The sequence below is a fragment of the Methanobacterium sp. SMA-27 genome (assembly GCF_000744455.1).
Taxonomy (GTDB): Archaea; Methanobacteriota; Methanobacteria; order Methanobacteriales; family Methanobacteriaceae; genus Methanobacterium_B.
On sequence record NZ_JQLY01000001.1, the window covers coordinates 2,221,406 to 2,234,987 of the forward strand.

The following is a 13,582-nucleotide window of genomic DNA, read 5'->3' on the forward strand; positions in this document are numbered from 1 at the left end:
TTCCACTAAATATAGGATAAAGTTCAAATATCCTTAAAAACTATTTAATAATGTTAAAAACAGCTTAATATTCAAGATTTTTTATAAATTACTGAAGATCTTTTGTATCCATTATCTTGAATTATATAAGAATGAAGAATTAAACAATTTATAAAATCTACTTAGGATTAAAAATATTATATCATTTAAATCTTTGAAAGAAACTTTCAGGGGTGTGAATTTGGAAAAAGCCAGAATATTTGTGCAGGGAATAGTTCAGGGAGTTGGGTTCAGACCCACAGTGTACAGGATAGCTCATAAAATGCAAATTAATGGATATGTTCGTAACATGGGGAATATTGTCGAAATTATTGTTGAAGGGTCTGAGCATGAAATTAACGCGTTTATTAATAATTTAAAAGAAAATAAGCCCCCAATATCCGAAATAACCACTCTTGTAATAGAATGGTTAGAACATGATGTTCAATCTGAATTCAACGATTTTGTAATTCTTGAAAGTTTAGAAAACTTCTCTGGTTCCTCTGTTATACCACCAGACATTGCAACGTGCGACAACTGCATGGAAGAAGTATTTAATAATTTAGACAGGAGACAAAAATATCCATTCATTGCATGTACAGACTGTGGCCCACGTTTCACTGTTATAAGTTCAATTCCATACGATCGTGTTCGTACTTCCATGAGTGATTTTCCACTCTGTGAAGATTGTACAGTAGAATACACTGATCCTGAAGATCGCAGATACCACGCAGAAGCAACTTGTTGTCCAGTTTGTGGACCTGAAGTATTTTTATACAAAGAAGAAATGATTAAATATGATAATCCTGTGAAAGAAGCATCTAAATTAATTGATGAGGGAAATATTCTCGCTGTGAAAGGTATTGGAGGCACACACCTGGTTGTTAAAACAACTGAAGACAGTCCTGTTGAAGAACTTAGAAAAAGGCTTGGAAGATACAACCAACCATTTGCTTGTATGTCTCCCGATGTAGATACCATAAAAACCTTTGCAGAGGTTTCAGACAATGAAAAAACTACCTTAACATCCAGAAGACGGCCCATTGTAGTTTTAAATAAAAATAATAATTACTTTCTCTCACCTTCTGTATCGCCTGTTCTTCATAATCTCGGTGTGATGCTTCCTTACTCTGCACTACACCACTTACTTTTTACCTACACTAATGAGCCAGCATATGTAATGACCTCTGCCAATATCCCTGGAGAACCCATGCTCATTGATAATAAAGAGATAATATCAAAACTTGATGGAATAGCTGACTATTACCTCCTACACAACCGTAAAATAGTTAACAGGTGTGATGACTCTGTTGTCAGATTTAGGGGAGATGATATGGCATTTATAAGACGTTCACGAGGTTATGTTCCTGAACCATATGATTTTACTAAAATAGCTTCTGATATAAATGTACTTGCACTTGGCCCAGAAATAGATGTAACATTCTCACTTCTTAAAGAGGGTAAATGCTATGTCTCCCAACACATAGGAGACACAACTAAGTATGAAACATTTAGATATTTAGAAAACGCTGTAGATCATATGATGAATATTACCAAGACTGAATCTGTTGATGTAGTTGCATGCGATCTGCATCCAATGTTCTTCACCACCAAACTTGCAGAGAAAATGGGTAAAGATCTTGGATCTGAAATTTTAAAGGTGCAACACCACCACGCCCATGCTGCAGCCCTATGTGTTGACAATAGCGTTGATGAACTCATATGCATAGCAGCAGACGGTGTAGGCTACGGTGATGATGGAAATGCTTGGGGAGGTGAAATTCTCCTATCACATGGATCTAGTTACAAAAGGCTGGGCAGTCTAATGCAACAAAATATGGCTGGTGGTGATTTAACAACCAAATATCCTGCAAGAATGGTCATGTCAATGTTGTTTAAACACATTGCTACTGATGATCTAGTGGATCTAATGAAAACAGAATACATAGAATACTTCAAACATGGCAACATTGAAGTGGATCTCGTTGCAAAACAGCTTCAACAGAATTTTAACACAAGTATCACTACAAGTACAGGCAGAGTTCTTGATTCCATATCCACTGTACTGGGAATTTGTGGAAAAAGAACCTATGAAGGCGAATGTGCTATGAAACTCGAATCTGCAGCGTATTATGGTAAAGATACGCTTGAAATTCCAATTGAAATTGATAAAAGCCCTATAAATGGAATGGAAACTCTAAATACATCCAAAATTTTAATTTCAGCTTTAGAAATGAAACAAAATGGGGGAAAAATAGCCAATATAGCAGTTGCTGCACAGAAAGCATTAGCTCTTGGGCTTGCAGAAATGGCTATAAATGCTGCTGATAAAACCGGAGTCAAAATTATAGGTGGTTCTGGAGGAGTTTTCTATAATGAGGCCATAAGTGTTACAGTGAAGAAAGCGGTTGAATCTGCAGGTTATAACTTTGTACAACATAAGAATACTTGTGCCGGTGATGGTTCTGTATCAATTGGGCAAGCAGCAATTGCAGCCTGGAAATCAAAGGGAATTTAAAAATTATATTTAAAATAAAAAATTTTCACTCTAAAAATTTAGTTATTGGAATGATTTAGTTAGGATAACTGATAAGGAAATTGTTTTAACCATATCTTATTAAAATTCTTTTACTGTATTTTTTTGAGGTGTTCATTGGGATGTTTTATCTTTCTGGACTTCAAGATCACTTAAAAGTTTTTCTGCATGTTTTTTTGCATTGTCATATTTTTTAATAAGTTTTTGAAGTTCTTCTGTTACTTCTGTTTCACCCATGTGAATTCTGCCCTCTAGTGTGTGTAGCTCTGAGAATTCCTGACCTATAACGTTCATCTTAATTGCACCAGGACCTATAAAAATCTGTATTTGAATGTCCTGAGATATGTCATAGTACTTCCTAGGCCTACCCCTTTCTATTTTTTGGAATGAAGAACTGAGTAACCCTAATTCTTCCATTGCCCTCAGATGTTCTATTATGGCCTTCTGTCCAACTTCAAGTTCCTTCGATATTTCACTCACAAATCTGGGCTCGTCAGTTAAAAGATTTATGATATCCCTTCGGGTTTTACAGCCCATCACATCAAGTATTGCTTCTAAATCCATGTTATTCCACTTGTTGATTTTATGATCTTTATGATGTTATAATTAGTACTTATTTAACTAGTTGTGCGAAAGATTTATATAACCTTTTGTAACTATAATAGTTAAAGGTTACTGTTCTTTTTATACCATATAAAAGGTGAATGAATGAATGATAAACAAGAATTAGAGAAGTTAAAAAAGGATCTGGCCCGTCTTGAAACTGATATCCATGAAAAAACCAAGGAAAATCAGGAAAAAGATGATGAAATTCAGAATCTAAAGGATAAAGTGGATGATTACCACTCTCAAGTACTGAGGCTACAGGCTGATTTCGATAACTACAAAAAACGATCAGAAAAAGAGATTAAAGACTATGTTAAATACGCAAATGAAGGACTGATTCTTAAGGTTATAGATGTATATGAAGACCTTGAAAGGGCTTTAAAAGCAGATAAATCACATGACCTTAAAGAAGGTGTAGAAATGATACATAAAAAACTCGAAGACATACTCAAAGGAGAAGGTCTCTGCGAGATTGATGCATCAGGAGAAAAATTCAACCCTTATAAACATGAAGCCCTCATGGTAGAAGACAATGAAAATTATGACGAAGGAACAGTTATAGAAGAGCTTGGTAAGGGCTATACCCTTGAATCCAAGGTAATCAAATATTCAATGGTTAAAGTGTGTAAAAAGAAGTAATCTTAATCTTATAAATTTAAAAATGACGTGTATTAATAAAAGAGGTGAATATTATGGCAAAGAAAGAGAAAATAATTGGTATAGATCTGGGTACAAGTAACTCAGCAGCAGCAGCACTAATTGGTGGTAAAGCAACCATAATTCCTAGTGCAGAAGGTGCAACACAATATGGTAAAGCATTTCCAAGTTATGTAGCTTTCACTAAAGATGGAGAACGTCTTGTTGGTGAACCTGCAAGAAGACAGGCAGTAACAAATCCAGAACACACCATTAGCGCCATAAAAAGAAGTATGGGAACAGATTACAAAGTCAACATCCTAGGTAAAGAATACACCCCACAGGAAATATCAGCTTTCATATTACAAAAAATTAAAAAAGATGCAGAGGCATTTTTAGGAGAGGAAGTAAACAAAGTCGTAATCACTGTACCTGCATATTTCAATGATAATCAAAGAACAGCTACTAAAGATGCAGGAACGATAGCTGGTCTTGAAGTTGTACGTCTTGTTAACGAACCAACAGCAGCCAGCCTTGCATATGGTATAGACAAAGAAGCTGAAGAGGAATTAGAGATACTAGTATTCGATTTCGGTGGTGGAACACTGGATGTCACCGTTATGGATTTCGGAGGAGGAGTATTTGAAGTAAGATCAACCAGCGGTGATACTAGTCTAGGTGGAACTGATATGGACAACTCCATAATGAAGCACTTAGCTGAAGAGTTCAAACGTGACACTGGGGTTGACCTAATGATGGATGATCAAGCAGTTCAGAGGCTAAGGGAAGCAGCAGAAAAAGCTAAAATAGAACTTTCAACAACCTTAACAAGTGATATAAATCTACCATTCATTACTGCAACTGCAGAGGGTCCTAAACACCTTACAGCAACTCTTACAAGGGCCAAACTTGAAGAACTTGTTGATCCTATCATTAAAAAATGTTCAGGACCATTGGAACAGGCAATTAAAGACGCTAAAATGAGTAAATCAGACATAAACAAGATCATACTCGTTGGAGGACCTACAAGGATGCCTGTTGTACAGAAATTTGTTGAAAAATTCATTGGAAAACCAGCAGAAAGTGGAATAGACCCAATGGAATGTGTTGCAATGGGAGCAGCTATCCAGGGCGGAGTTATGGCCGGTGAAATCAAAGATCTAGTACTACTCGATGTAACACCCCTATCTCTAGGTATTGAAACTCTTGGAGGAGTTTTCACCCAGCTCATTGAAAGGAATACCACCATACCAACTAAGAAAAGTCAAGTTTTCACAACTGCTGCTGACAGTCAACCTTCTGTGGACATACATGTGCTTCAGGGTGAAAGGCCAATGGCAGCTGACAATTCAACACTCGGCAGATTCCAACTCGTTGGAATACCACCGGCCCCAAGAGGAATCCCACAAATTGAGGTTTCATTTGATATAGATGCTAATGGAATTATTAATGTATCTGCAAAGGACATGGGAACCGGTAAAGAACAAAGAATTACAATAACAGCACCAAACAAGCTCTCAAAAGAAGAAATCGAAAGAAAAGTTAAAGAAGCAGAGCAGCATGCAGAAGAAGACAAAAAACGCCAAGAAGAGATTGAAATTAGAAACAATGCAGACTCAATGATATACACATCAGAAAAAACCTTAGAAGAACTGGGCGACAAAGTAGACGCAGACAAAAAATCCAAAATTGAAGGTCTAATAAAAGAACTCAGGGAACTTATTGCAGGTGATGATCTAGATTCAATTAAATCTAAGACAGATGAACTAACCAAGATCGTTCAGGAGATAGGAGCTGCAATTTACCAAGAAGCACAACAGGCACAACAGGCACAACAGGCACAACAGGAAGCTCAAGGTGAATCAGAAGAAACTCAAAAGGATAACAAAGACAACGACGAAACAATAGATGCAGACTACGAAGTAAAAAAATAAGTTAAATATTAGAGTCAGGAATTTTATTTCCTGCTCTATTAATTATTTTAATCTAAAGAATCTTAGAATATTACTAAATTAATTCATGTTATGTAATCATAAAAATTTTAATATTGATTGATGACATCAATTAAATAGTTTCAGTATAATAATTTAAATCTCATACTTATATTCATATAAAAATTTCATGTTGATCAATGAGTGATCAAAATTAATTGAGGGTAAGATTATAATGGCAGAAAAGCGTGATTACTACGAAGTCCTTGGAGTGGATAAGGGCGCAGACAAAAAAGATATTAAAAAGGCTTATCGTAAACTAGCGATGAAGTACCATCCTGATGTAAGCGAAGACAAAGAGTCAGGTGAAAAATTTAAAGAAATTAGCGAAGCTTATGCAATACTTTCTGATACAGAAAAAAGACAGACCTATGATCAATATGGACATGCAGGAATGAATGGATTCTCGCAGGAAGATATATACAACAATGTTAACTTCGATGACATATTCAGAGGATTTGGATTTGGTGGAGGTCAAGGAGGAAATCGCAGTGGAGGCGGTTTTGAAAGTATTTTTGACCTATTTGGATTTGGTGGGAACACTAGAAATGGGCCAAGCCAAGGTGAAGATGTATACTATGAAATGAACATTACCCTTGAAGAAGCAGCATTGGGCCTTGAAAAAGACATAGAAGTACCCCATAAAAAGACATGCCCAAACTGTCAGGGAACAAAAGCAGAACCTGGTACAGACACCAGAACATGCCCTGAATGTGGTGGTTCTGGACAGGTTCGCCAGGTCAGCAACACCCCATTAGGTCAGTTTGCAACAGTACGCCCATGTAGAACATGTAGAGGAGAAGGACAAATTATTGACACACCTTGTACTGAATGTCATGGAAAAGGAATAGTTAAACATAAAAGTACCATCCATATTAAAATACCTCCCGGTGTGGAAGATGGCAGTCGCTTACGTGTACCCGGTGAAGGAGATGTTGGAAAACGAGGAGGACCTCCTGGCGATCTTTATGTTATGATAGGTGTGAAAAAACATCAGTTATTCCAAAGAGAAGGATCAGACCTCATATATAATATGCCAATAAGCTTTGTACAGGCTTCGTTAGGAGATACTGTTGAAGCACCCACATTAACAGGAGCCGTTGATCTTAAAATACCTGCAGGAACACAGACTGGAACTTCATTCAGAATACGTGGTGAAGGAATGCCACATCTTCGTTGGAATGGTAAAGGTAATCTCTACGTCAAGGTTAAGATAGTTACTCCAAAGAAACTCAGCCCAAAACAAAAGGAACTTCTTGCAGAATTTGCTGATGTAAGTGGTGAAGAAATATATGCTGAGGATAAAGGTTTTTTTGAAAAAGTAAAGGAAGTTATTAATCACTGATAACTTTTCATCATTTTATTTTAAACATTAAATTTTCTATTTTTCTCTTGTAAAATACAATCAATTAAATCAATGCCAGCTACATGAAAACTCTATTGTAATATTAATTAATTTATTTTATTTTAGTATACTGCTTTTATATTGATTGAGTTCGATCCATGACACAAAGCAGATCCTTATGTCCTCATGTGTTGGAATAAATGTTGAGATTTCAATTAATTAACCTGAAATTTAAATAATTCCTAATTTAAATAATCCCACCCATACAAGGTAAACACCAATTACGATTAGAACTACTCCCATTAGATAATGCCCATTTCTTTGCATCCATTTGTTAACTTTTGACAGAATATTATTAGCCTTTTCTGGAAATAAAAGATATATTCCAAGAGGTACTTCACAAACCATCAGTGTTATGAATGTTAAAATTATCACAATAATTAATTTTCCAATTGGATCAACCAATGATACTCCAATTTCTTTGCCAGCTTCAAGAATAATTATGGTAGTTGAGAAGTTTATTAAAAACATTCCAAATCCAAATGATAACCCTTCAATAAATAATATTAAATTTGATGATTCTTTACCAATTCCTTGAAAACGTTTTTTTGGAGCATTTTGAGGTTGAAAAATTCTTTTTATACCAAATAATAACAGAATAATACCCAATAAAACATCAATTCCTGCTAATGTTGGATCAGGTGTTGGAGATGTTGCGGTTACTCCTGCACTAAGAAGTATTCCAAGAATAACAACTATTAAAATCAAAATGATTGCACCAAGATAATATCCAAAACCTTGGAGTTTTGGTCTTTTAGAAATTGATAAAAGGAGTATTATCCCCATTAATGCTGTAGGACTAACAGCTGCACCTAATGCAAGTGGTATAATCTGTGTTAGAAGCGTTAAGAATGATGACATAATTTAACCGTTTTTAATCAATATTCTTAATTATTTTTTTAAATTTAATATTATAAATGTTTATTTCAACATTCATTTACAATATTGTAATAATCTTGATTTTTATAGTTCATCAACTTATATTAAAATCTTGAAAAATTAAAGAATTTTTCTTATCGAATAATTAATTCAAAAATACCATAAAAATTAATTAAATGGCATGCCGAGAGTAACCCACCTTCTGTTTAAGCAGCATTCATCTATGCGGATTACCTCTACTTCGTACAGGACTCATGAGTAGTATTTACCCTTGCATCCCGTGGAATGGCCGTTTCACCGTTTCTTCTGATGTCGTCAGCTTCGCATCATGTTCATTCATCAGAATACGTGTCGTTTCTGCTCCATGGTCACGCTTCTCAGCGTATGCCTTCTGACACCACGGTTCTGTATGATGGATGGAGTTTCCTCAGTTTACGAAAAACCGTTAGCTGCCCTTCGGCTTGCCATTTAAAAAAGATAAAAATAGCGGGGCCTAGATTTGAACTAGGGCTCTCGGGGTTATGAGCCCCGCGGGATCACCAGACTACCCCACCCCGCTGTACTATGACTGTTTATCCTTACAGCATATAAAGTTTTGCATTGAATATTTCCAATTGAACATCTAATTTAACAGTTTCCATTAATTTAACTAAGTTGCTTGATTTAATATAATGCATAGTATCTTCTTTATCAAGATGATAACATGTAACAGTGATTATGGATGTGTAACTATCAGAACAAGAACTTCATTTAGGAAAGTGTTATCGTGTAATTTAAAATATTTAGGAAAGAAAAACTACATGATTTGATACAAATATTTAGTTATATTTAAAATTATTATTTGACCCATTAAAAAGATAATCCGTTCATAACCATCATTCAGCATAAAATTCTTAATATTTCTATAAAAAATATAAAAATAGATGGTAATTTATATTTAGTTTATACTTTAAGCTTAAATTTAAATAATCAGTATTTGGTTATTGGATTATTCTTCAAATGTTTTCGAGTTTATCTAGCCTTTCTTCAATTTTTTCTAGTTTTTTATTGGTGTATCCTCTGTATTCATTGAATCTACTGTCAAGTTCTCCTAAATCTCTAGACACTTTACTGTACCTTTTTTCGAGATCAACAACATCATTCTTGGTTGCAAGTTCCCAATCTTTAATTAGCTGATCACTTTTATCATCCAAAAATAACTCTATCTTACTTGAGAGTAAATCTGTGCTCTTTGGAACACCCTTAACAGTTCCTTTTATTTTTTCACTCACGCCAGCCATTCTTTCACTGACTCCGTCAATCATACTACCCTCAATTGTTACTTTTTCACTAGCTCCAGAAACTGCTGAACGAGCTTTCTCTCCCATTCCTGACATCTTATCACCAATTCCATTTTCATCTTTATTTTCATCGGCTCCAGAAACTGCTGAACGAGCTTTTTCTCCTGTTTCATTTATTACAGAACGGGCCCTGGAAAATGATGGATTTCTGGTATCTTGCAGATAGTAATAAAGCAAAATTACAATGGCCCCTGCAAGTATGAGTACCGCAAGTAATTCCAATGGGGTCATTTACGTTTTACCTCCTTGACTTTACCTGTTTTCTTTTCAAGTTCTTCTTCCTTCTTTTCTATATCCATAAGTAGTTTTTGGAGTTTTGCATATTCTGTTTTTGCTTCAAGACGATTAACCCTTTCGTTTATCTCACTGTGGAGATATCCTGCTTTATGCATCAGATCAGAAGTTGTTTCCCTAATATTAGTTAATTTTTCTTGCTGATCTTTTGGAAGAACAATATCGCTCATCATACGCTTAGATTCAAGGTCACGTTCCACCAATTCTATCTTTTTGAGTTCAGCCTGTTTTGTAAGAAATTCAACATTTGTCTGTGCTTCTCTAACTCTTCTCCATTGCGTAAGTGCAACTATAAGTCCAACAACCACTATGGCCGCTATTACTATATAAAATACATTTTGATCAATTGCTACCATATTATTACCCCTTTACAGTTTATCAAAACTTATATATGTATTTTTTTTAAACTAACCAAATATCCTTCCTATTTTCAATATAAATTAATTTGAAGGATTCTAAATCATAGACCTGTATTTTATTCACATCTTAAATATGAAAAATTATTGCACTTGATTTTTATATAGTGGTTTTTATAATAATATTGTATTAGATGTTATTTTAAAGTTACTAGTTGAACTAGTTGAAAAGAAGTATTAAAATATTAATATTAATTGAGTTTAAATCAAAATAAAAGAAATTATTTGTAATCAATTTTAAATAGTATAAGTGAGTGTTATGATGGAAATGTATAAAAAACCAGGCCAAATCGTTTCAAAGGTCAGAAAAATGGCTGTTGATCATATCAAAGCTGATATGAAAATCATAGATCTTGTTGAATATGTTGAAAATAATATAATTGAAATGGGAGGAATGCCCGCATTTCCATGTAATGTTTCTATAAATGAAGTAACTGCACATTATACATCACCTCCAGGGGATGATTCAACTATTAAAAGAGGAGATTTAGTTAAAATTGATCTAGGTGCTCATGTAGATGGTTATATTGCAGATTCTGCAGTTAGTGTTCTTGTTGGTGCCGATGATTACACTGATCTTGATTCATCTGAACAGGATTTAAACTTGAAGATGATAGAAACAGCACAAAATGCTCTTGAAAGTGCTATTAATACTATAAAAGATGGTATTGAAATTGGTAAGGTTGGAACTACTATTGAAGAAACTATTAATCAGAACAACCTGAATTCAGTTTCCAATTTAACAGGACATAGTATGGATCGCTGGATACTGCATTCAGGTGTTTCTGTTCCGAATATTAAAGAAGATAATAAACATATAATCCAAGAAGGAGATGTTCTTGCAATAGAACCATTCGTAACTAATGGAATCGGTCGTGTGGGAGATATGAATGATACATATATCTTCAGATTCCTAAGAGATCGTCCAATGCGTATGGCTCAAGCAAGAAAACTTCTTAAAATAATTGAAATAAATTACAGGACTCTTCCTTTTTCCCAAAGATGGTTAACAGAACATATAAACTCGAAACAACTTAATATGGCAATGAGACAACTTCTATCATCACGTGCAATATATCCATATCATGTTTTAAAGGAAAAAAGTAATGCAAGGGTTGCTCAAGCAGAACACACAGTAATTGTGGAGTCTGACGGATGTAAAATAATAACCGAATAAAATATTCTTAATTTTTTTATATTGATTTAAATTAAAATAAGAACTTAAATAAATTATTCTAAAAATAAAGACAGAAGTAAGGGGATTAAATCCCACTTTACTATATTCTGTACAATTTCTTTTCTTAGACGTTTGCGAGTGGATCTTCCTTCTCGCTACTTCCTTTGTATGGAACTGGTAATCCCATTGCTTTTCGTCTGTCGATCTCCTTCATTGCTTTCTCTTTTTTCTGAGTTGAAAGCTTTGTGAGCATCTCTAGACCAAATTTGCCTTCATCAATAGCTTTGGTTTCAATAACACCTGCATCGACTGCTGCTTTGAATATTGTTTCTCCAGCGTCTGTACGTGTGAATACTGTTGACCAACCATCTCCTGATCCAACTGAACCTGTAGCTACGTCTGATAATTCAGAAACGTAGTCAAGGCAGACTTTACATCCACTCTGTTCGTAGCCGTGAGTTTCTTTGAGTGGAAGTGATAACACCTCATCTGCTGTATGAATCCAGAATTTACCTTTTCCAATATCCATTTTCTCTACTAGCTCTGGGGAAACTCCCATTTTTGCCATTAATGTTTCAAGTGACGTAAATGGAAAATTCTCCATACAGAATATACCTGTTAATAGAGCAATCTTATCTGCAAGGAATCTCACACCGAATGGATATGACTGCATTTTCCTTATACCCATAGTCTGGCACGGAATTGCGACAGTACCAACTTTCTCAAGTCCATACTGCCTTACTGCTTTTTTAAGCATCCAAACGTTCGGTGAGAATGTGTACTTGGTTCCTGCAGCAGCTAGTATCTCATCAGAATTCATTGCAACCATTGGTTCTGGTTTCCAGAATTCCTTTCCAGGTCCTGCAACAACAGCTCCATCTATAATTTTCTCATCAAGGGCGTAGCAGAAGAGAGCAGAAACAATTCCTCCGTCCTGTGCGATCTTCTGGATATTTTTGTCAGTTGATCTTGCAGTAACAACTTCTTTGTATGTTCCTAATACCATTTTCTCGTCCTCCTATAACCCCAAGTCCTGTTTAATCCTATCTGCAGGCCACCAGCTTCTAGGGCACTGAGTGTAACATATACCACAGTTAACACATCTATCACTGTTAAATTCTGGTCTACCACTGGTCATGCTTAATGCACGGGTCTGACAGGCCATTGCACATGTTCCACATCCAATACATAGGGCTTGGTTTACTACCTTGTACTGAAGGTCGTTTCCAAATGCTTCAGTGAAACCAGCTAAATCAATCATTGGCTGTAGGTAATCCATGTCACCGTTAATTACAGCTACTACTGTCTTTGCAATTATTTCTGGTGATGGTGGGCATCCTGGTATTGCACAATCTACTTTTACAAGGTCTGCGATTGGCACGAATGATTCGTGATCTGGGCGAGCCTGCTGTCCTCCTCTGGAGTAACGGGTGAAACACCCTGTTGCTGCGCAGGAACCGAAAGCTACTACGAGTCCGGCTTTTTCCCTTGCTTCCATGAGCTCTTTGATACTATGTTCGTCCTGCAGACATACTGAACCTTCTACAAGTACAAGGTCCATTTCTGGCATTTCCCATACATCTGCCAGTGTTTGTCCATAAACAATTTCCACCATATTGGTGAGTAATTCGGCTAAAATGTCGTAGTTTTCACTAAGCGACATAACGTCTCCGGTACATCCTGATAAGTGGACGTAACCGATTCTTGGTCTTGCTTTTTCTTCAGCCACTTTTTCAACCTCCTCTTTTGAAGCTAGTTCTTCTGGTTTTGCCTCCATTCCTAAAAATTCCTTTATTTTGGCTAACATGGGCTAAACCTCTATTTCTTTTAAAATTATTTCAATGGCCTTGGGAATTGCATCTTCCACACATTCTGTTAAACCCAACTCAATGTCGGGGGCAGAGATTGATTCTGGCTGGACACCAACTACCATTACTTCGCAGACCTTGCTCAGATCATGCAAAGGCTGATTAACTGGCCATGAATGCATATTTTCATATGCTCCCTTGGGTAGTTCATCAACACTAAACACTCTGATGGTTCCTGGTTCTGCACCGAAATCTACAATGTCCACAACTATCATCTTCTTCCATGTTTCATGGGGAAGTGAGAATACAAAGTGTGGGCCACCTGTTCCGGCATCTAATGTCATTGTATTATCTGGTAGTGGTTTTTCCTTTGATAACTCGTCTAGAGCATCAATAACTGCTGGTCCAAATCCATCGTCTTTGAACAAGATGTTTCCACAGCCGACAATTAATATCTCTGCATCGTATGGCATGTT

Annotated in this window: 12 protein-coding genes, 1 tRNA gene and 1 other RNA gene; 5 read left to right on the plus strand and 9 right to left on the minus strand. The window is 35.7% G+C overall.

All coding sequences use genetic code 11. From position 1 onward, the window contains the following. Positions 1–220 precede the first annotated feature (220 nt). The gene (gene hypF, locus DL91_RS11255; protein ID WP_048191815.1) at positions 221–2,536 is read left to right on the plus strand and encodes a carbamoyltransferase HypF; all 2,316 of its coding nucleotides are present in this window, start codon (positions 221–223) and stop codon (positions 2,534–2,536) included. Positions 2,537–2,668: 132 nt separating this feature from the next. Here hypF and DL91_RS11260 read toward each other — a convergent pair whose 3' ends face one another. Then, positions 2,669–3,118 (minus strand): ArsR family transcriptional regulator, encoded by a 450-nt coding sequence (locus tag DL91_RS11260; protein ID WP_048191816.1) that lies wholly within the window; start codon positions 3,116–3,118, stop codon positions 2,669–2,671. A 144-nt stretch (positions 3,119–3,262) separates the two neighbouring features. Here DL91_RS11260 and grpE point away from each other — a divergent pair, with 144 nt between their 5' ends. The 3 genes from grpE to dnaJ all read left to right on the plus strand — a co-directional run bounded on the left by grpE (position 3,263) and on the right by dnaJ (position 7,132). Next, the gene (grpE, locus tag DL91_RS11265; RefSeq protein WP_048191817.1) at positions 3,263–3,799 is read left to right on the plus strand and encodes a nucleotide exchange factor GrpE; all 537 of its coding nucleotides are present in this window, start codon (positions 3,263–3,265) and stop codon (positions 3,797–3,799) included. 53 nt (positions 3,800–3,852) lie between these two features. Next, positions 3,853–5,730, plus strand: coding sequence for a molecular chaperone DnaK (gene dnaK / locus DL91_RS11270; RefSeq protein ID WP_048191818.1), 1,878 nt, complete (start codon positions 3,853–3,855; stop codon positions 5,728–5,730). Between the two features lie 232 nt (positions 5,731–5,962). Next, entirely contained in the window at positions 5,963–7,132 is a 1,170-nt protein-coding gene (gene dnaJ, locus DL91_RS11275) for a molecular chaperone DnaJ (RefSeq protein WP_048191820.1), read from the plus strand. A 231-nt stretch (positions 7,133–7,363) separates the two neighbouring features. Here the strand turns inward: dnaJ and DL91_RS11280 are convergent, their stop codons facing one another. From DL91_RS11280 to DL91_RS11295, 5 genes are all read right to left on the minus strand, one after another. Beyond that, positions 7,364–8,053 carry a GAP family protein gene (locus DL91_RS11280; RefSeq protein WP_048191822.1) on the minus strand — a complete coding sequence of 230 codons (690 nt, stop codon included), beginning with the start codon at positions 8,051–8,053 and terminating at the stop codon, positions 7,364–7,366. Positions 8,054–8,250: 197 nt separating this feature from the next. Then, positions 8,251–8,536, minus strand: an RNA gene (gene rnpB / locus DL91_RS13005) — RNase P RNA component. 19 nt (positions 8,537–8,555) lie between these two features. Next, positions 8,556–8,630 (minus strand) — tRNA-Met (locus DL91_RS11285). Between the two features lie 436 nt (positions 8,631–9,066). Then, positions 9,067–9,642, minus strand: a complete 576-nt coding sequence (locus DL91_RS11290; protein WP_048191824.1) for a hypothetical protein — start codon at positions 9,640–9,642, stop codon at positions 9,067–9,069. Next, positions 9,639–10,061 (minus strand): hypothetical protein, encoded by a 423-nt coding sequence (locus DL91_RS11295; protein ID WP_048191826.1) that lies wholly within the window; start codon positions 10,059–10,061, stop codon positions 9,639–9,641. The genes DL91_RS11290 and DL91_RS11295 overlap by 4 nt, the downstream gene beginning before the upstream one ends. Before the next feature lie 319 nt (positions 10,062–10,380). Between DL91_RS11295 and map the strand changes: the two genes are divergently transcribed. After that, positions 10,381–11,298, plus strand: a complete 918-nt coding sequence (gene map / locus DL91_RS11300; protein WP_048191828.1) for a type II methionyl aminopeptidase — start codon at positions 10,381–10,383, stop codon at positions 11,296–11,298. Positions 11,299–11,422: 124 nt separating this feature from the next. Here map and frhB read toward each other — a convergent pair whose 3' ends face one another. The 3 genes from frhB to frhD are packed head-to-tail and all read right to left on the minus strand — an operon-like array spanning position 11,423 to position 13,579. Continuing rightward, complete coding sequence (frhB, locus tag DL91_RS11305) at positions 11,423–12,304, minus strand: coenzyme F420 hydrogenase subunit beta (RefSeq protein ID WP_048191830.1); 882 nt, start codon at positions 12,302–12,304, stop codon at positions 11,423–11,425. A 12-nt stretch (positions 12,305–12,316) separates the two neighbouring features. Continuing rightward, on the minus strand, positions 12,317–13,105 hold the full coding sequence (gene frhG / locus DL91_RS11310) for a coenzyme F420 hydrogenase subunit gamma (RefSeq protein ID WP_048191831.1): 789 nt from the start codon (positions 13,103–13,105) through the stop codon (positions 12,317–12,319). Between the two features lie 3 nt (positions 13,106–13,108). Further along, positions 13,109–13,579, minus strand: coding sequence for a coenzyme F420-reducing hydrogenase, FrhD protein (frhD, locus tag DL91_RS11315; RefSeq protein WP_048191833.1), 471 nt, complete (start codon positions 13,577–13,579; stop codon positions 13,109–13,111). Positions 13,580–13,582: the final 3 nt, after the last annotated feature.